The organism is Actinomadura sp. 1N219 (assembly GCF_044326405.1).
Classification (GTDB): Bacteria; Actinomycetota; Actinomycetes; order Streptosporangiales; family Streptosporangiaceae; genus Spirillospora.
This window is the reverse complement of sequence record NZ_JBIRAY010000012.1, coordinates 299,117-317,998: the sequence shown is the minus strand read 5'-3', so window position 1 is coordinate 317,998 and position 18,882 is coordinate 299,117. Positions and strand designations below refer to the sequence as shown.

General features: G+C 72.9%; 16 protein-coding genes. 7 read left to right on the top strand and 9 right to left on the bottom strand.

The window, feature by feature from the left end; translation table 11 throughout:
- Nucleotides 1-108 precede the first annotated feature (108 nt).
- Nucleotides 109-717 (top strand): TetR family transcriptional regulator C-terminal domain-containing protein, encoded by a 609-nt coding sequence (locus tag ACH35V_RS32205; RefSeq protein ID WP_395978206.1) that lies wholly within the window; start codon nucleotides 109-111, stop codon nucleotides 715-717.
- 1 nt (nucleotide 718) lies between these two features.
- On the opposite strand, the gene ACH35V_RS32200 is transcribed toward ACH35V_RS32205, so the two are convergent.
- The 8 genes from ACH35V_RS32200 to ACH35V_RS32165 form a co-directional block, all read right to left on the bottom strand.
- Nucleotides 719-1,984, bottom strand: a complete 1,266-nt coding sequence (locus tag ACH35V_RS32200) for a flavin-dependent oxidoreductase (RefSeq protein ID WP_395978204.1) — start codon at nucleotides 1,982-1,984, stop codon at nucleotides 719-721.
- Nucleotides 1,985-1,998: 14 nt separating this feature from the next.
- Entirely contained in the window at nucleotides 1,999-2,778 is a 780-nt protein-coding gene (locus ACH35V_RS32195; protein WP_395978202.1) for an ABC transporter ATP-binding protein, read from the bottom strand.
- 48 nt (nucleotides 2,779-2,826) lie between these two features.
- A complete protein-coding gene (locus ACH35V_RS32190; protein WP_395978200.1) occupies nucleotides 2,827-3,675 on the bottom strand; it encodes an ABC transporter permease in 849 nt (282 codons plus the stop codon).
- The gene (locus ACH35V_RS32185; RefSeq protein WP_395978198.1) at nucleotides 3,672-4,448 is read right to left on the bottom strand and encodes an ABC transporter permease; all 777 of its coding nucleotides are present in this window, start codon (nucleotides 4,446-4,448) and stop codon (nucleotides 3,672-3,674) included. Before ACH35V_RS32185 ends, ACH35V_RS32190 begins: the two co-directional genes overlap by 4 nt.
- Nucleotides 4,445-5,431, bottom strand: coding sequence for an ABC transporter substrate-binding protein (locus tag ACH35V_RS32180; RefSeq protein ID WP_395978196.1), 987 nt, complete (start codon nucleotides 5,429-5,431; stop codon nucleotides 4,445-4,447). Before ACH35V_RS32180 ends, ACH35V_RS32185 begins: the two co-directional genes overlap by 4 nt.
- A 110-nt stretch (nucleotides 5,432-5,541) precedes the next feature.
- Complete coding sequence (locus ACH35V_RS32175) at nucleotides 5,542-6,387, bottom strand: ABC transporter permease (RefSeq protein WP_395978194.1); 846 nt, start codon at nucleotides 6,385-6,387, stop codon at nucleotides 5,542-5,544.
- Nucleotides 6,384-7,196, bottom strand: coding sequence for an ABC transporter permease (locus tag ACH35V_RS32170; protein WP_395978192.1), 813 nt, complete (start codon nucleotides 7,194-7,196; stop codon nucleotides 6,384-6,386). The genes ACH35V_RS32175 and ACH35V_RS32170 overlap by 4 nt, the downstream gene beginning before the upstream one ends.
- 21 nt (nucleotides 7,197-7,217) lie before the next feature.
- Nucleotides 7,218-8,207, bottom strand: coding sequence for an ABC transporter substrate-binding protein (locus ACH35V_RS32165; protein WP_395978190.1), 990 nt, complete (start codon nucleotides 8,205-8,207; stop codon nucleotides 7,218-7,220).
- Nucleotides 8,208-8,865: 658 nt separating this feature from the next.
- Here ACH35V_RS32165 and ACH35V_RS32160 point away from each other — a divergent pair.
- The 5 genes from ACH35V_RS32160 to ACH35V_RS32140 all read left to right on the top strand — a co-directional run bounded on the left by ACH35V_RS32160 (nucleotide 8,866) and on the right by ACH35V_RS32140 (nucleotide 14,659).
- Nucleotides 8,866-12,147, top strand: a complete 3,282-nt coding sequence (locus ACH35V_RS32160) for a nitrate- and nitrite sensing domain-containing protein (RefSeq protein WP_395978188.1) — start codon at nucleotides 8,866-8,868, stop codon at nucleotides 12,145-12,147.
- Nucleotides 12,144-12,596 (top strand): roadblock/LC7 domain-containing protein, encoded by a 453-nt coding sequence (locus ACH35V_RS32155; RefSeq protein WP_131967349.1) that lies wholly within the window; start codon nucleotides 12,144-12,146, stop codon nucleotides 12,594-12,596. Before ACH35V_RS32160 ends, ACH35V_RS32155 begins: the two co-directional genes overlap by 4 nt.
- A gap of 28 nt (nucleotides 12,597-12,624) precedes the next feature.
- The gene (locus tag ACH35V_RS32150) at nucleotides 12,625-13,098 is read left to right on the top strand and encodes a DUF742 domain-containing protein (RefSeq protein WP_395978186.1); all 474 of its coding nucleotides are present in this window, start codon (nucleotides 12,625-12,627) and stop codon (nucleotides 13,096-13,098) included.
- 34 nt (nucleotides 13,099-13,132) lie between these two features.
- Nucleotides 13,133-13,747 carry a GTP-binding protein gene (locus tag ACH35V_RS32145; protein ID WP_395978296.1) on the top strand — a complete coding sequence of 205 codons (615 nt, stop codon included), beginning with the start codon at nucleotides 13,133-13,135 and terminating at the stop codon, nucleotides 13,745-13,747.
- Between the two features lie 138 nt (nucleotides 13,748-13,885).
- Nucleotides 13,886-14,659 carry an SGNH/GDSL hydrolase family protein gene (locus tag ACH35V_RS32140; protein ID WP_395978294.1) on the top strand — a complete coding sequence of 258 codons (774 nt, stop codon included), beginning with the start codon at nucleotides 13,886-13,888 and terminating at the stop codon, nucleotides 14,657-14,659.
- A 33-nt stretch (nucleotides 14,660-14,692) separates the two neighbouring features.
- Here the strand turns inward: ACH35V_RS32140 and ACH35V_RS32135 are convergent, their stop codons facing one another.
- Nucleotides 14,693-15,028, bottom strand: a complete 336-nt coding sequence (locus tag ACH35V_RS32135) for an STAS domain-containing protein (RefSeq protein ID WP_395978184.1) — start codon at nucleotides 15,026-15,028, stop codon at nucleotides 14,693-14,695.
- 208 nt (nucleotides 15,029-15,236) lie between these two features.
- On the opposite strand from ACH35V_RS32135, the gene ACH35V_RS32130 reads away from it, so the two are divergent.
- Nucleotides 15,237-18,869 carry an AAA family ATPase gene (locus ACH35V_RS32130; RefSeq protein WP_395978182.1) on the top strand — a complete coding sequence of 1,211 codons (3,633 nt, stop codon included), beginning with the start codon at nucleotides 15,237-15,239 and terminating at the stop codon, nucleotides 18,867-18,869.
- The last annotated feature ends 13 nt before the right edge of the window (nucleotides 18,870-18,882 follow it).

The following is an 18,882-nucleotide window of genomic DNA, read 5'->3' as shown; positions in this document are numbered from 1 at the left end:
CTCCTGAAAAGTAAACGAACGGTCGTGCAATCTTCTGCCGAGAGGGCCCCCTCCCGTCAAGGGGGTGGCGGCATTGACTTTGTACGAACGGTCGTGCAGATTAGGCGCGTGAGCACCGACGGACGGCTCCTCAAGGGCGAGCAGACACGCAGGACGATCCTCGACCGCGCCGCCGACATCGCCTCGGCGGAGGGCCTGGAGGGGCTGTCGATCGGCCGCCTCGCCACCGAGCTGCGGATCAGTAAGAGCGGCGTGTTCACGCACTTCGGGTCCAAGGAGGAGTTGCAGCTCGCGACCGTCCGCCGGGCCGTCGAGGTGTTCCGCGAGCACGTGATCCAGCCCGCCCTCGCCGTCCCCCGGGGGCTCGGCCGCCTCCGCGCGCTCCTGGACGCGTGGCGCCGCTACCAGCGCGAACCCGTGTTCCCCGGCGGCTGCTTCTTCGACTCGACGATGGCCGAGTTCGACGCCAGGCCCGGCCGCGTCCGCGACGCGATCGCGTCCTCGCAGCGCGACTGGCGCGACTTCTTCGAGCGCTGCATCCGCGAGGCCCGCGATTCCGGCGAGATCGACGCGTCCGCCGACGTCGCCCAGCTCGCGTTCGAGCTGGACGCCCTCTGCCGCACCGGAGCCACCTACGCCCTCCTGCACGACGACCCGTCCCTCTACGACCGCGCCGCCCGCGCCGTCGACGCCCGCCTCGCGGCGGTCACGACCTGACTCAGCCCCTGGTCACCGAGTAGGACGGGCGCGTGTTGAGCGCCTCGACGTCGTCGAAGGACGTCCGCCGGTAGGCGCCCGTGATGGTCTCCAGCTCCTCGGCGGTCAGGACGTCCTCGATGGCGTCGAAGCCGTGCGGGGCGCGCTCGCTCACGGCGTGCAGGATCCGGTCGGCGGGCATGTCTCGGCAGGCCAGCACGATGGCGTTGGCCGTCTCGCGGCGCGCCCGCTCGTAGCCGAGCAGCCCCTCGGCCGGGTCGGCGGCGCGGGCCAGCTCGTGCGCCAGGACGCGCGCGTCCAGCACGGCCTGCGACCCCCCGTTGGAGCCGATCGGGTACATCGGGTGGGCGGCGTCGCCGAGCAGCGTCACCCGGCCGGACGTCCAGCGGTCGAGCGGATCCCGGTCGACCATCGGGTACTCCAGGATCTCCGCCGACCGCGACAGCATCGCCGGGACGTCCAGCCAGTCGAACGTCCAGCCGGCGAAGTGGGGGAGGACGTCCTCCAGCCGCCCCCTGCGGTTCCAGTCGGCGGTGGTGTCGAGCCGGTCGGCGGGGAGGTTCACCTCCGCGACCCAGTTCAGCAGGGCCCGCCCCCGGCGCTCCGCCCGCATCGAGATCGGGTAGACGACCATCTTGGCCGCGGTGTTGCTGCCCGCGACGGCCAGCGTCCGCCCGGTCAGGAACGGGTCGCCCTCGGTGACGCCGCGCCACATCCTGATGCCGTTCCACAGCGGCGGCGGCTCGTCCGGGTTCAGCTGCGCGCGGACGGCGGAGTGCAGCCCGTCCGCGCCGATCAGCACGTCCGCCGCGGCGGTATCGGCGGTGCCGGACGCCCGGTCGAGCAGCCGCGCTCGCACCCGCGTCCCGTCCTGCTCGAAGCCCTCGACGAGCGTGCCGGTGCGGACGGCGTCCTTCCCGAGCCGCGCCAGGACGGCGTCCAGCAGCATCATCTGCAGGTCGCCGCGGTGGATCGAGTACTGCGGCCAGTCGTAGCCGAGCGCGCGGCCCCGCGGCTCGCCCCAGATCCGTCCGCCGAACCGGTCGAAGTGCACCATCTCGCCGGTCGGGACGCCGTGCTCGGCCAGCTCCCCACCGAGCCCCAGCTCGGTCAGCTCCCGCACGGCGTGCGGCAGCAGGTTGATCCCGACGCCGAGCGGCCGCAGCCGGGCGGACGCGTCGACGACGAGGGTCTCCACACCGGCCTCGTGCAGGCTCAGCGCGCAGGTCAGCCCGCCGATCCCCGCCCCCACGATGAGTACGCGCACGGATCGCCCTCCCCCTATTTCTCGGTCACGACGTCGGTCCCCTTCGCGCCGCCGCGGACGAGCCGCCCGACCTCCGCCCGCAGCCGGACGAACTCCGGCAGCCCCCGCGTCTCGATCTGGTCGCGGGACGCGGGCAGCCCGACCTCCAGGTCGGCGTGGATCCGGGCGGGCGAGCGGTTCAGCACGACGACCCGGTCCCCGACGTAGACGCTCTCGTCGATGTCGTGGGTGACCAGCAGGATCGTCATCTTCTGCGTCCGGTGCACTTGCAGGAGGAGGTCTTCCAGGTCCTCGCGTGTTTGCGCGTCCACGGAACCGAACGGCTCGTCCATCAGCATCAGCGACGGCCGGTACGCCAGCGCCCGCGCGATCGACACGCGCTGCTGCATGCCGCCCGACAGCTGCCACGGGTACTTGCGGCCCGCGTCCGGGAGGCCGACCGACTCCAGCGCCTCCTGCGCCGCCGCCCGCCGCTCCGGACGCGACTTCCCGCGCCTGCGCAGCGGCAGCGCCACGTTGTCGCGGACGGTCAGCCACGGGAACAGCGACCGGCTGTAGTCCTGGAACACGACGGCGAGGTCGTCGGGGACGCCGTCGATCGGCGCGCCGTCCAGGGCGAGCGTCCCGCCGGTCGGGCGGATCAGCCCGGCGATGCAGCGCAGCAGCGTGGACTTCCCGCAGCCGGACGGGCCGACGATGCTGACCAGCTGGCCGTCGGGGACGGTGAGGTCGATCCCGCCGAGGACGCCGTGGTCGCCGGCGTAGGAGTGCGTCAGGCCGGTTATCTGGAGCATGGCCCTGCCTTCTCTCTAGGACGCCTTTTCTCTATGGACGTCATCTCGTCAGTTCGGGAGCCGCTGCGCGCCCGCGTGCCAGGCCAGCAGGCGGCGCTCCAGGACCATGAAGAGCGTGTTGAACAGCAGGCCGAGGACGCCCAGCATGACGATCGCGGCCCACATCGGGTTCGCCTCGAACGCGCGCTGCGCGCCGACCAGCCGCGACCCGATCCCGGCGGTGCTGCCGAACATCTCGGAGATGACCATGAGGATCAGCGCGAACGACAGCGCCACCCGCAGCCCCGCGAAGATCTTCGGCGCCGCCGCCGGGAGGATGACGACCACGAGGCGGCGGAACCGTCCGACGCCGAACACGCGGGCGGTCTCCAGCTGCAGGTTGTCGACGGCGCGGACGCCGTCGCACGTGTTGAGCAGCACGGGCCACACCACGCCGAACGCGATCGTCACCACCTGCATGGTCGCGCCGAGGTGGAACACGATGATGAAGAACGGCACGAGGGTCGGCGGCGGCACCGCGCGCAGGAACTCCAGGACCGGGTTCAGCAGGTCGTACAGGACACGCGACCGTCCGGTCACCGTGCCCGCCGCCACCCCGACGACGCCCGCGGCGGCCCAGCCGATGAACAGGTGCGCGAGGCTGGTGGAGAAGTCGTCGACGGCCTGGCCGGTGAGGAACGCGTGCGACGCGGGCCCGGAGAACCACAACTCGTGCAGCGAGGACGCGATCGTCGTCGGCGGCGGGTAGTAGACGTCGTTCACCGCGCGGGTGACGAGCTCCCACACCACGACGACCGCCGCGACGAGCCACGCCCGCCCCGCGAACCCCCGCAGCGACCTCATGCCCTTCTTCTGTGGGGGGACGACCCCCCACACCCCCCGGTTCGCTCCGCTCATGCGAGGCCCTCCACCCTGGCGGCGTGCCAGCGGAACGCGACCCGTTCCAGCCCGCGGAGCCCGGTGGCGACGAGCAGCCCGAGAACTCCGCTCCAGACGGCCCCCGCCAGCAGCAGGTCCGTCCGTCCGCCCGCCGTCTGGGTCTCGCTGAGATAGATGCCCACGCCGTCGACCCCGCCCGCGTACAGCTCGGTGCTGATCACCACGACGAGCGCGACGGACGCGGCGATCCGGACGCCCGTCGCGATGAACGGAGCCGCGCTCGGCAGCGAGACGAACCACAGCACCGACGGCGTCCCGAAGCCGAAGCTGCGCAGGCTGTCCTTGGCCAGCGGGTCGACGTCGCGGAGCGCGTACAGGGTGTTGATCAGGATCGGCCACAGGCAGGCGTAGAAGATCAGCGACATCTTCATCCGCGTGGGCTCGGCGAACAGGATGATCGCGAGCGGGATCAGCGCGACGGACGGGATCGGCCGCAGCAGTTCCACGAGCGCGCGGGCGGCGGTGCCCAGAAACGGGACCGAGCCGAGCAGCACGCCCAGCGGGACCGCGACGAGCACCGCCAGCGCGAGCCCGCCGAACCACGCCCGGAGCGTCGCGCCGACGTCCACGAGGAACTCGCCGTCGGCGGCGAGCTTCACGGCCTCCCAGAGGACGGTCGACGCCGGGGGCAGGGCTGCGTCGTCGACGAGCCCGGCCCGGCTCACGGCCTCCATGACGGCCACCACCCCTGCGACGCCGGCGGCGCCGAGAGCGATGCGGCGGTATCTCATGGAGTCGTCGCGACGAAGTTCTTGACGTCGATGGGCTTGTCCACGTACCCGAACTGCTGCATCAGGTCGGACACGCGCTGCAGGTGGGCGGCGTCCAGCGTGGTCGGGTACTCGCCGAAGCTCATGCTGGAGGCGACCTTCGCGTCGATCCCCTTGGCGTAGGTCGGCAGGACGTCCTGGACGACCTTCCGGTCGGCGCACATGCCCTGCGCCTTCACCAGCGCGCGCTGGAACGCCGCGACCGTCTTCGGGTTCTTGTCCACGAACTTCTCGGTGGCGGCGTACCCGGCGATCGGCAGCTTCGCGGTCGGGCCGCTAGACAGGTCGGCGACCATGCGGGCGCCCATCGACTGCTCCATCTGGGTGCCGAACGGCTCGATGGCCATGACGGCGTCGACGCTCTTGGACTTCAGCGCGTGCTCCATGGCGGGCGGGGGCACCTCGACGAAGCTCTTGTCGTCGTCGAAGTCGACGCCCTGGGCCTTGGCGGCGGAGCGCACCAGCAGGGTGCTGATGTTGCGCTTGGTGTTGACGGCGATCTTCTTCCCGGCCAGGTCCTTGATCGTCCGGTACGGGGAGTCCCCGCGCACCATCACGGTGTGGGTCTTGGCCGCGCCGTTGAAGCCCTCGGCGATGATCTTCGGTTTGAAGCGGGGGTCCTTGACCCCGGCGGTGAACAGCGAGACGTAATTGCCGAAGCTGATGTCCAGCCGGCCGCTGCGCAGCAGCGGGATTCCGGCCGCCCCGCCCTGGATGACCTGCGTCTTGACCGTCAGTCCCTCGGCCTTGAACAGGCCCTTGGAAAGGGCGAGCTGGACGGGCGCGCTGTCGGCGATGGTCATCGTGCCGAGCATGATCTCGGACTTCTCCAGGCCGCCCGCGGAGCCGCCGTCCTCGGAGCCGCCGCAGGCGGCCGCGGCGAGGGCGACCGCGACGGCGACCGCGCCGGCGGCGGCCAGGCGGCGTCGGTGGGAAGCAGTCATGAGCAGTGCTCCAACCATTCGGGGGGAAGCCCGTCAAAATGATTTTCAATGAGCCGGGAGCGTAGCGCAATGCATCGACAATCTGAGCGACTTGCCGGGTTCATGTGCGGTTATTGGGAATTGCTCGATCCGCGGTGCCAGGAGAGGACCCGGCGCTCCACCGCGAGCAGAATCGTGTTGAACAGGTAGCCGAGGACGCCGAGCAGGACGATCACCGCCCAGATCGTGGGCACGTCGGACGCGCTCTGCGCGAAGGTCAGCTGGAATCCGAGCCCGTCGGACGTGCCGGGGAGCAGCTCGGAGAAGACCATCAGGATCAGCGACAGGGACAGCGCCAGCCGCAGCCCCGCGAAGATCTTCGGCAGCGCGGACGGGACGATGACGAACCGGATCCGCTCGGCGGCCGAGAGCCGGAACGCGTTCGCCGTGTCCATCTGGGTCGCGTCCACGCTGCGCACCCCGTCCGCCGTGTTGAGCAGGATGGGCCAGACGGCGCCGAACACGATCGACGTGACCTGCATCTGCGTGCCGAGGTCGAGCAGCACGACGAAGACCGGCACCATCGTCGGCGGCGGGATCACGCGCGCGAACTGCAGCAGCGGCTCCAGGTAGGCCAGCGCCCGCTCCGAGCGTCCGAGCGCGATGCCGAGGACGACGCCCGCCACGGCCGACAGCAGCAGCGCGAAGCCCATCCGGGCGAGGCTCGGCGCGATGGAGTCGCCCGCCTCCGCGCTGAAGAACAGCCTGCTGGCGGGGCCGGAGAACCAGAGGTCCCGCATCCGCGCGACGATGTCAGACGGCGGCGGGAAGAACGGGCTCTCCGCGGCGCGCGTCGCCGCCTCCCAGCCCGCGATGAGGACCGCCGGCGGGAGCCAGCGGTGCAGCAGCCCGCCGGCCAGCCGTCCGGCCAGGTTCCGGCGGGCCGGGCGGACGCGGGCGCGGGCGGCGGTCGTCACGACGCGCCGCTCCGCTGCGCCCGGTGCCACCGGAACGCGCGGTTCTCGGTCTGCACCAGGACGGTGTCGATGACCAGCCCGATGCAGCCCGCCCACACGGTGCCGGCGAGGACGTCGCGCGTCCCGTCCGGGACGGTCCCGGCCTGGGCGATGAACATGCCGAGGCCGTCGCCGAACCCGGAGAGGATCTCGGTGCCGACGGCCAGGATGAGGGCGACGGACGCGGCCAGCCGCACGCCGGTCGCGATGAACGGCGCGGCGCTGGGCAGCGAGACCCGCAGCAGGACCTGCGCCCGGCCGAAGCCGAACGCGCGCAGCGTCTCCTTGGCCGTGGGGTCGGCGTCGCGCAGCCCGTACATGGTGTTGAAGAGGATGGGCCAGGTGGAGGCGTACACGATGAGCGGCACCTCCATCGCGAGGCCGGAGCCGAGCAGCAGCCCGGCCAGCGGGATCAGCGCGACGGACGGGATCGGCCGCAGGAACTCCACGATGGCCCGGACGGCGGTGTTCACCGCGGGGACGCTGCCGAGCAGCAGCCCGAGCGGCACCGCGATCGCGACGGCGATCGCCAGGCCGAGCGCCCACGCGGTGAGCGTGACGCGCACGTTGAACAGGAACTCCTGGTCGCCGGCCAGTTCGACGGCGCGGGCGGTGATGCTGGACGCGGGCGGCAGGTAGGAGCGGTCGACGATGCCGGCCCTGCCGAGGATCTCGCTCGCCAGGAACAGGACCGCGACGCCGGCGGCCCCCCGCGCCCACCGTCCCGGACGGGAGAGGCCGCGGGGCCGCGTCGTCCGCCGGTCAGCCATGCGGTGCCCGCGCCACCGGCGTCAGGACGCGGGGCGGGCCTGGAAGAGGACCGTCTTCAGGTCGGGCTTCTGCTTGAGGAGACCGGCCACGGTCATGAGGTCCACGACGCGCTGCATGCGGTTGGTGGTCAGCGTGCTGGGGTAGCCGGGCAGCGTGATCACCGCGGCGACCCTCGAGTCGATCTTGGTGTAGCTGGGCAGGATCTTCTCGACGGGCTGGCGGTCGGTGCTCGCCAGCTGCTGGGCGGCGAAGATCGCGCGCTGGAACGCCGCGGCCGTCTTCGGGTTCTTCTTCGTGAAGTCCTGCGTGGTGACGAAGCCGGAGATCGGCAGGTTCGTCACGGGCTCGGCGCCGCCGTCGACGGCCACCCGGGCCCCGAGCTTCTTCTGGATGTCGGTCGTGAAGGGCTCGACGGCGTGGATCGCGTCGACCTGCCCCCGCTCCAGCGCCGCCGCCATCTGCCCGAACGGCACCTGGACGTAGTCGACCTTGGCGGCGTTGACGTTGTTGGCCGCGAGGATCGCGTTCAGCGTCAGCGACTGGACGTTGTTCAGGATGTTGACCGCGACCTTCTTGCCCTCCAGGTCGTTCGGGGTCTTGACCGGGGAGTCGGGCAGGACGAGGACGTCCATGAAGTGCGAGGTCAGCGAGGCGCTCTCGGCCAGGACGCTCAGCTTGACCGTGCCCTTGTCGTTGGCCTGCAGGAAGGACACGTAGTTGGCGCCCGCGATCGCGTTGACGTCGCCCTTCTCCAGCGCGGGGATGGCCTGCGTGCTCTGCTGCACCTGCTTGATCTGGACCTTGAGGCCCTCGTCCTCGAAGAGCCCTTCCTTCTGCGCGAGGTAGACCGCCACGTTGTCCGCCAGCGGGAGCGCCGCCACCGTCATGGTGTCCATCTCCAGGCCGCCCTTGCCGCCGGAGGAGGATTCGCCGGAGTCGCTGCAGCCCGCGACCGCGACGGCGAGGGCGACGGCGCTGAGCAGCGCCGGCAGACGCAGAGATTTCCGCATGGGCTCTCCTTAACCTGCGGGGAGTTCCGTGCGCAGGGCTTAGGGTCGGGACGTGTGGGCCAGGGGAGCGACTCTGACCACCGCTGGCCGACCAGGTGTGCCCGGAGATTATCGCGGACTGGCGGCTTGAGTGGATTCGCTCCGAATTGCGTGACTTTCTTGTGTCCTCCACGGGCTACAGTGTCTGCTCATCGCCGAGCCGAATCGGAGAGTGAGCAATCGTGCCCCCGCGGCACGGCCGCGCACCCGCCGGTCCCCGGCTCGTCGGCCGGGTGATGAGGTGGACAACACGGTATTACCGTCCGCACTTTCGTGATCACGGAAAGTCCGTGTGCGGTGAGTGACCAGTCGTGCTCGATAAAACGGACATACGGGCATGAACTCGCAATCACGGCATTGGTGCATATCGAGTGGCCTAGGGTCCTTTGCGGCCTATCCGTGGATGTGCTGCAATGTCGTGCGCCGAGGGTGGAGGTGATGTCGCTTTAACCCTTTGCGCCGGTGAGGCCACGGAGCGTGCGACATCGTGTGGAGAGGGTGTTAACGGCGGATGCAACCTAGCGACGAAGGTCGCGACCGTCCTCGACCCGGCAACGTCGAGGTGCAGTCGGACCGTTCGAGACGTTCGGGCAGCAGACTGAGCCTGCGGAACTGGCGCGTGCCGCAGCGGCTGATCGTCCTGATCCTGGTTCCGACAGTCGCCGCCGTCGTCCTCGCCGGGGGGCGCATCGCCGACTCCGTGAGCGAGGCGGAGACCTACGGGCGCGTGGAGCGCATGGCGGAGCTGGGCGCCGGCATCACGCAGTTCGTCACCGAGTTCGCCTCCGAGCGCGACCTCGCCGTCGAGTACACCGCGTCGGGCCGCCCCGACGGCCTCCTCCCCGGGGTGCAGTCCTCGCAGTTCAGCACCGACTCCCAGCTCCAGCTCGTCCGCGACACCGCGACCGTCGTCGACTCCTCCTACGGCGCCGAGGCCGTCCGCGGCGCCGGCGCGGTCCTGAACCGCCTCGACGCCGTGCGGGCGCTGCGCTCCCTCGTCATCGGCGGCAGGGTGCCGGCCACCGTCGTCCTGCAGAAGTACACCCAGGCCATCCAGGACCTCATCGGCGTCCTCGACAGCATCTCCTCGAACGTGGTCGACAACCGCCTCGCCCAGACGAGCCGGGCGCTCGGCGCGCTCGTCCGCGCCAAGGAGGCGGTCTCCCGCGAGCGCGCGCTGCTGCTCCTCGGCGCGCGGCTGCAGGGCCTGGCGCCCGACCAGGCGAGCGCCCTCAACGCCGCGCGCGCCCAAGAGGACAGCGAGATCGCGACCTTCCGCAACTCGGTGACCCTGGAGCAGGTCCAGGCGTTCGAGGACTTCGTGGTCGGCGGCCAGGTCGACCTGGCGCTGGAACTCCGGCAGCGGTTCATCACGGCCGTCGCCGCGACCGGCGGGCGGCTGCCCCGCTCGCTCGGCAACGCCAGCTCGGCCGACGCGATCAAGAACGCCATGTCCGACATGATCAACAAGATGCGGCTGACCGAGCTGGATCTGACCCAGGACATCCTGGACGTGAGCGCCGAGCGCCGCTCGGACGCCCGGACGTCCACGATCATCGACTCGATCGTCGTCGCGCTGCTGCTGGCCATCGTCCTGCTGATCACGGTCGTGATGGCGCGGTCCCTGGTGCGGCCGCTGCACCGGCTGCAGTCCGGCGCCCTGGACGTGGCCAGCACCCGGCTGCCGGGCCTGGTCGACCGGCTCCGAGATCCGGAGGCCGCGGCCGGCGGCATCGAGGTGGAGCCGATCGACGTCGAGTCCACCGACGAGATCGGCCAGGTCGCGCGCGCCTTCGACGAGGTCCACCGGGAGGCGGTCCGGCTGGCCGCCGACGAGGCCGTCCTGCGCGGCAACATCAACGCGATGTTCGTCAACCTCTCCCGCCGCAGCCAGTCCCTGATCGAGCGGCAGCTGCGCCTGATCGAGACGCTGGAGCAGAGCGAGCGCGACGAGGAGCAGCTCGGCAACCTCTTCCGCCTGGACCACCTCGCCACCCGCATGCGCCGCAACTGCGAGAACCTCCTCGTCCTCGGCGGGCAGGAGCAGGTGCGCCGGTGGAACCGTCCGGTTCCGCTGATCGACGTCATCCGCGCCTCGCTGTCGGAGGTCGAGCAGTACGAGCGGGTCGCGCTGCGGGTGCAGGGCGACATGACCGTCGCCGGGCCCGTCGTCAACGACCTCGTCCACCTGCTGGCCGAGCTGGTGGAGAACGCGACCGTGTTCTCGTCCGAGCACACCAAGGTGACCGTGTCCGGGCAGCTGCTCAGCGGCGGCGGCGCGATGCTGCAGATCACCGACAACGGCGTCGGGATGTCGCCCGACGACCTGGAGCAGGCCAACTGGCGGCTCGCGAACCCGCCCGTCATCGACTTCTCCGCGGCCCGCCGCATGGGCCTGTTCGTGGTCGGCCGCCTCGCCGTCCGGCACGGGGTCCGGGTGGAGCTGCGGGCCGCGCAGGGCGGCGGGCTCACCGCGTTCGTGGTGCTGCCCGACGCGGTGATCACGCCCGGCGAGTCCAGCGGGATCGGCAGCCGCGGCGGCCTCGGCCCGCGCGAGGCGGACGGCCACGGCCAGCTCGCCGCGCTCACCACCACGCCCGAGCCGCCCGCCCTCGGCACCGGCGGAGCGTTCCGGCAGGACGCCCGCGGACCGGCCGAGCTGCCCGCCACCCCGATGTCCGGCTCGACCGGCTCGCACCCGATGGTCGGCGGCACCGGGCCGCTGCGGCCCGTCCGCGGCGCCACCGGCCCCCAGCCGGCCATGAACGAGACCGGGCCGATCCCCGCGCCCGGCTCCGGCCAGCACCCCACTTTCCCCACCGGCCCGCAGCCCCCGGTCCCCTACGGCGAGCAGAACCCGTACGGCGAGCAGGGCCCGGCCGACGACCAGCGGCCGCCGCGCAGGCCCGGCGAGCTGCCGGTCCGCATGCCGGGCGCGCAGCTCCCGCGGCGCGCGTCCGACGACGGCCCCAACGGCCTGTTCCAGCCCCGCGGCGAGCGCCAGCAGCAGGAGCGCCAGCAGCACGAGCGGCCGCAGCAGGACCGGCCGCAGGACGCCGGCAACGGCGTCTACCGGCAGGAGCCCTGGCAGACCGGCCCGCAGTCCGTCGTCCCCGAGGCCCAGCCGATGCTGCCGGAGCCCGGCGCGTCCCGTCCGATCCCGTGGGAGACCGGGCCGCTGGGCCAGGTCTCCGGAGAGCACGCCCAGCCGCCGCCCGACCCGTACGCCGACGCCTCGCCGCCCGAGGCCCGATGGACGGAGCCCGCCACGCGCGAGACCGAGCGTTCGACCCCGACACCGCCGCGCCCGCCGGAGGGCGCCGTCCCCGAACCGGCCGCCGCGCGGCACGAGCCGCCGCCGCAGCCGCCGGTGCCGGTCCCCGCGCAGGCGTCGACCGGGCAGGCCGCGCCGCCGCGGCTCCCGGAGCGCTCGCCGATCTTCGACGCGATGCAGTCGGAGTGGTTCCAGCGCAGGTCGGAGGCCGGCGCGGGCGAGGACCCCGTCCGCGGCTGGGAGTCCCCGGCGGACGCCGGCTTCCGCGCCGCCGAGGCCGCCCGCGAGCCCGTCGCGGCCAGCCGTACCAACGTCGGGCTGCCCAAGCGGGTGCCCGGCAAGAACCGCGTGCCGGGAGCGGTCGGCCGTCCGACGGCCCCCGCCGGGACCGAGCAGGCGCCCGCGGCTCCGGCGCAGGGCGCGCCGTTGCCGGGAGGCCCTGGAGAGGGGCAGGCTGTGCAGGGCCGGCAGGAACCGCGTCAGCAGGGCCAGGTGGCCGACGTCGTACGCAACCGGTTCGCGAGTCTGCAGCGGGGCGTCCATCGGGGACGCCACGAGATTCGCGGCGATGGCACATCAGGTGAGGCGTCGTCAGAGGGCGACGGCGAGACAGGAGGCACCCGGTGAGCGGGCAGGATCTCAACTGGTTGGTGACGAACTTCGCGGACCGTGTCGCGAAGGTCGCGCACGCCGTCGTGGTCTCCTCGGACGGATTGCCGATGGCGTACTCGTCGGGCTTCCCGCCCGAGCGGGCGGACCAGCTGTCGGCGATCGCCTCGGGGCTGATGAGCCTGACCCAGGGCGCGGCGAAGATCTTCGACGCGGGCGGGGTGAACCAGACCGTCGTCGAGATGGACCGCGGGCTGCTGTTCGTCATGTCCATCACGAACGGGTCGGTGTTCGCGGTGCTCGCCGCGCCCGACTGCGACCTCGGTCTCGTCGCGTACGAGATGACGCTGCTGGTGGAGCGGGTCGGCCGGGTGCTGACGCCCGCGCTGCGCGCCCAGGACCAGCAGCAGCCTCCGCACTCGGGGCCGTCCGTGACCGAGATGGGCGCCGGGCCCGCCCGCTTTTGATCGTGACTGACTGACGGAGGTCGGCGACATGGATCGAGGCAGTCCCTACGGAGGCGGCCCCGGTGGACCGGGGCGCTGGCCTGGCGACCCCGGCCGCGGCGACCCCGGGCGGCCGCCGGCGCAGGGACGGCCCCCCGAGGGACAGGAGGGCGACACCTCCAGCTCGCTGGTGCGTCCCTACGCCGTGACCGGGGGACGGACGAAACCGCGCTACGACCTGGCCATCGAGGCACTGGTGACCGCGGCGCCGTACCCGCCGCGGGACGTGGCCGCGCTGACCCCGGAGTACCGGGCGATCATGGACCTGTGCCGGTCCGCCCGCTCCGTCGCGGAGGTCTCGGCCCTCCTGCGCCTCCCGCTCGGGGTCGCGCGCGTGCTCGTCGCCGACATGGCCGTCGAAGGACTGCTGCGGCTCCACCAGTCGCAGCCCGCCGCGACCACCGGCGGACAGCCGGACCTCCGCTTGCTAGAAAGGGTGCTCAGTGGCCTTCGGAAGCTCTGACCAGGTCCCGGGGCCGCCCGGCGGGGAGGCCGAGCTGACCTCGGTCAAGATCGTCGTCGGCGGCGGCTTCGGCGTCGGCAAGACCACCTTCGTCGGGTCCGTCTCGGAGATCATGCCGCTCACCACCGAGGCGGTGATGACCGCGGCCAGCGCCGACGTGGACGACCTGTCGGCGGTGCCCGACAAGACGACCACCACGGTCGCGATGGACTTCGGCCGCGTGTCGCTCGACAGCGAGCTGATCCTCTACCTGTTCGGCACGCCCGGGCAGCACCGGTTCTGGTTCATGTGGGACGACCTCGTCCGCGGCGCGATCGGCGCCGTCGTCCTGGTCGACACCCGCCGGCTGGAGGACTGCTTCGCCGCCGTCGACTACTTCGAGGAGCTCGGCCTGCCGTTCGTCGTGGGCGTCAACGGGTTCCACGGCGAGTTCCAGTACGCCGTGGAGGACATCCGCGAGGCCCTGTCGATCAGCCCGCACGTGCCGATCGCGCAGTGCGACGCGCGGAGCCGCGAGTCCACCAAGCAGGTGCTGATCACGCTCGTCCAGCACGCGATGACGGTGCACGCGACGCCGCCCGCGGGCGCGCCGGCGCCGTCCGCGCAGCCCCCGGCCGGGCCGGGCGCCACGTCCCCCAGCTGGACCTGACGCCGCCTTCCCGCACCACGCCGCTTTCCCGCACCACGTCGCGTTCCCCACATCCGGGCGGCCTACGGTCGCGTAGACGAAATGCACGATGCATCATTCATCTACGTGATCGACCATGAACCGGTGATGGGGGTTGCGATGCGGGAAACGGAGCGGATTCGGACGTACGTGGCCATCGGCGACAGCTTCACCGAGGGCCTGAACGACCCCTACCCCGGCGAGGAGGACCGCTTCCGCGGCTGGGCGGACCGGCTCGCCGAGCACCTCGCCGGGAACAGTCCGGGCCTGCGGTACGCGAACCTCGCCGTGCGCGGCAAGCTCGTCCGGCAGATCGTGGACGACCAGGTCCCGCGCGCCGTCGAGCTCGCGCCCGACCTCGTCACGCTGTGCGGCGGCGGGAACGACATGATCCGTCCGGGCGCCGACCCGGACGCGCTCGCGGTCGTGTTCGACGACGCCGTCCGGCGGCTGCGCGCCACCGGCGCCCGCGTCGTCGTGTTCACCGGGTTCGACACCCGCGGGCTGCGCACCGGCAGCCGCATCCGCGGCAAGGCCGCCACCTACAACATGCACCTGCGCGCCATCGCCGACCGGCGCGGCTGCACGATCGTCGACCTGTGGCCGCTGCGCGTGTTCCACGACCCGCGCGCCTGGTACGAGGACCGCCTCCACCTGTCGCCCGAGGGCCACCGCCGGATGGCGCTGTTCGTCGCGGACGTCATCGGCGTGCCCGTCCAGGGCGACTGGCGCGAGCCGTGGCCGCCGCTCGACCGCGCCGACTGGCTCACGATGCGCCGCGAGGACGTCCGCTGGGCCCGCACGTACCTGCTGCCCTGGATCGGCCGCCGCGCCACCGGACGCTCCTCCGGCGACGGCCGCGAACCGAAGCGCCCCACCCCGCTCCCGCTCTAGGTGTTCCGGCTTCGGGCGGCGGGCCCTCCTGGGTCAGGCGGGGTCGTGTTCGCCGAGGGCCTCGTCCAGGGTGTCGGTGACGGTGATGCGGCGGTGCAGGCCGGTGATCTCCAGCGCCCGCCGGACGATGGGCCGCGGCGCCGCGAGGACGAGGCTCCCGCCCGCGGCCGAGGTGGCCTTGTAGCAGGCGACGATGACCGAGAGGCCGCCGGAGTCCATGAACTCCAGGCCGGCGAGGTCGAGGACGACGTCCTCGCCGTGCTCGCGGCGGGCGTCGTTCAGGTGCCTGCGCAGGTCGTCCGCGGAGGCGATGTCGAGCTCACCGCGGAGCCGCACGACGGCGCGCCCGCCGTGTGGCCGTATGGTCACTTCCAATGGCGGCACGGGGGGTTCCCCTCCTGTCGACGCGCATCCGCCCGGCGGATGCTTTCCGTGCGACAACTATTGCCGAGGACGGGCCCGCCTGCCAACCCGCCGCGCCACAAGGGTGTGCGCGGTGGTACCTGGCCGTAGGGTGCTGTCCGACGTCACCGTCCCCCAGCCCCCCGACCCGCCGTTTGTAGGAGAAGGACCCCAGGTGAGTTCCCCCCGGTTGCCGGACCATCTCGAAGTGCTGCTCACCGAGGAGCCCGTACTCGACGTTTACGCGTACGGTCCCTGGCGGGTGCCCGACGGCCTGTACGAGGAGATGCGCGAACGCGCGCTCGAGTACAACCGGGACCCGCGGGCCGTGGTGCTGACCCGGCAGCTCAGCGACTTCTACGGGGAGGACACCAGCGCCGCCGGAGCCGAGCAGTGGTCGCTGCTGACGTTCCTGCTCGGCGCGTCCGCGGTCCGCGGCGGATCGCGCGGCGACGTGGACTACGAGCTGCTGTCGGCGTTCCTCGCGACGCCGGAGTCGGCCGTCCGCGAGCCGACGGCGTGGTTCACGCAGGGCGGCCGGTGGCGGCCGCCGGGCCTGTGGCTGCCGGAGCCGGCCGGGAACGACCGCGAGCGCCGCGCGGTGATGTTCGATCTGGCGCGGGCGGGCCTGGACGTCTTCGAGGGCCTGGAGCCGGTGGAGCGCCGCCGCCGGGCGCTGATGGACCTGTTCGACCGGCGGGCGGACGACCCCGAGCTGCGCGAGGCGGACATGACCGTCCCCAACGCGCGGCTCGACGACGCGTGGACCGCGCAGCTGACCGACGGGGAGCTGGCCGTCCTGCCCGAGCTGGCGGGCCCGGTCGGATACCTCGGCTGGGCGTGCGCCGGGCTGGACGCCGCGCACAAACACCTGGCCGGGACGGTCTCGGACGGCGACGAACCCGACGACGCCCTCGCCAAGCTGCTGCTCGCCGCCGAGGCCCAGACCGTCCCGGCCGAGCTGGCGGTCGTGCTCGGCACGGCGCGCTACGAGAACGTGGAGGACCGGCTCCGCGCGGCGCGCGAAGGGTTCTCCTCGGAAGGGTGGCAGCACGACGTGCGCTCGTGGCTGGCCCGCGGCCTCGTCGCGGGGGAGGCCGACGCGTCCCGCGCCTGGCTGGACATGGCCGTGCGCGTCACCGGCGCGGTCCAGGGCCTGCCGGACGCGCCGGTCAGCCCGCGCTGCCGCGTGCCCGTCCGCCTGTTCCAGGCCGACCTGCGGCGCCTGTTCACGATGCGGCGCGTCTTCAACCCGCTCGGCGAGGCCCTCGGCACCGCCGCGGATCCGCAGCGCGGGGAAGGCGCGGAGGCGCGCGCCGACCGCGGCGAGGACGTCGCGGACGCGCTCGTCGGGCAGCCGGAGCTGTCCCGCGCGCTCCAGGACGCGGTCGCGGCGCGGCTCGCGGGGGAGCGTCCCGTCCGGCTGCTGATCGCCGGGCCCGAGGGCACCGGCAAGGGCACCGCCGCCGAGGCGGTCGAGCGGCGGCTCGCCGAGGCCGGCGCGGTCCGCGAGGCGCTGTGGATCTCCGACCAGGTGTTCGCCTCGCTCGGGGTGAGCGACGCCGTCCTGTGGCTGCAGACCCGCGTCCGCGACTGCCTGGACGCGCGGATGCTGCTCGTCCTGGACGACCTGGAGAAGCTCGCCGCGCACGAGCGGTGCGGCGCCGCCGCCGTCGAGGAGCTGCGGCGGCTCATGGCGCGGTCGCCGTCGCTGAACGTCGTCGCGCTGTGCCGCCCCGGCGGCGACCGGCGGCTGTTCGAGGCCAACCCGGCGCTCGTCCGGGCGTTCGACGTCGCCCGCACCCGCGACTTCGCCGAGGACGACTTCGCCGAGCTGTTCACCCTGGCCGTCGCGCGGCGCGGATCGCGCGTCGCCGCGGACGTGGCCGCGACCGCGGGAGGCATGCTGCGCCGCACCCCGCCGCTGCTGAACCTGCGCGGCGCGCGGCTGGTCGAGCACATGGCCGGGGAGGCGATCGCCGCCGCCGTCCGGCGCGCCGAGACGGACGACGCGAAGGAGAACGCTGAGAACGCTGAGAACGCGCGGGGCGGCCCGCCGGAGATCACGGCGGCGGACCTGCCGCAGCGGCTCATCCCCGGCCGTCCCGCCGAGACCGACCCGCTCGAAGAGCTCGCCGCCTGCGCCGGCATCGAGCCCGCCAAGCGGGAGGTGGACGCGCTGGTCGCCGAGGCCAAGGCGGCCCGCCTGCGCCGCGAGGCCGGCATGACGGCGCGGACGCGGCCCCGGCACCTGGTGTTCGCCGGGAACTCCGGCACCGGAAAGAGCAAGGTCGCGGGCGTCCTCGGCCGGATCTACGCCGACCTCGGGGTGCTGTCGTCCGGGCACCTGGTCGAGGTGGAGCGCGCCGACCTGCTCGGCGAGTACGCCAGCGAGAGCGTGCTGCGGGTCCGGCGGGCGGTGGAGCAGGCCCACGGCGGCGTGCTGGTCGTCCGCGACGCGCACGCGCTGGTGTCGGCCGCGACCGACGCCGCCCGCGGGCGCGAGGTCCTGGACGTGCTGCTCACCGGCGTCCAGGCGCACAGCGAGGACCTCGTCGTCGTCCTGACCGGGCCGGAGGCGGAGCTGAACGGGCTGCTGAAGTCGCATCCCGACCTGGCCGCGTACTTCCCCCGCACCGTCCTGTTCCCCGACCTCACCGAGGACGAACTGGTCGACGTGTTCGCGGCCAAGGCCGCCGACGCCGGGTTCGAGCTGGCGCCCGGCGTCCTGGACCGGGTCCGCGAGCTGGCCGAGGCCGCGCCGCGCGAGCGCGGGTTCGGCAACGCCCGCGCGATGATCCACCTGCTGGACCGGGCGGTGGCGATGCAGGGCCGCCGCGTCCTCGCCGACGGCATCGTCGACGAGACCGAGTCCCTCGACGAGATCCTGCCGGAGGACGTCCCGGACACCCTCAGCCGCGGCCGCGACGACGTCCCCGGCGAGCCGCTCGCCGAGATCGAGCGGCTGATCGGCCTGGCGGACATCAAGCGGGAGGTGGCCGGGCTGGTCGCCGAGGTCCGCGCCGAGCAGCTGCGGCGCGACGCCAAGCTCGCCCCGGCGCCGCCGTCCCGGCACATGGTGTTCACCGGCAACCCCGGCACGGCCAAGACGACGATCGCCCGGCTCGTCGCCGCCGTGTACGCGCGGCTCGGGCTGCTGTCGTCCGGCCATCTGGTGGAGGTCACCCGCGCCGACCTCGTCGCCGAGTTCATCGGGCAGACCGCGCCGCGGGTGCGGGGCGCGGTCGAGCGCGCCCTCGGCGGCGTCCTGTTCGTGGACGAGGCGTACGCGCTGACGTCGGCGAGCGGCGACCGCCGCGACTTCGGCCACGAGGCCGTCGCCGAGCTGCTGCGGCTGATGGAGGAGCACCGCGGCGACCTGGTCGTCATCGTCGCGGGCTACGAGGCGGAGATGGAGCAGTTCCTGGACGCCAACCCGGGCCTGAAGTCCCGGTTCCCGAAGGTGCTGCGCTTCCCGGACTACTCCGCCGACGAGCTCGTCACGATCTTCGAGTTCATGGCGGCGGAGGCGGGGTTCGCGCTCGCGCCCGGCGTCCTGGACGGCCTGCGCCGCGTCGTCGCCGCCCACCCCAGGGACGCCTCGTTCGGCAACGCGCGGCTCGTCCGGAACCTGCTGGAGGCGGCGATCTCCCGGCAGGCGCAGCGCATCACCGCCAAGGACGACGAGACGCCCGCCGGGATCGAGCCCGCCGAGGTCGGGCTGCTGCGTCCCGAGGACCTCCCGGACGCGCCGCCGCCCGAGCCCGGCATCGGCTTCGGCCGCGCCGGATTCGGCCCCTACATCTAGCCGGGCGTCCAGG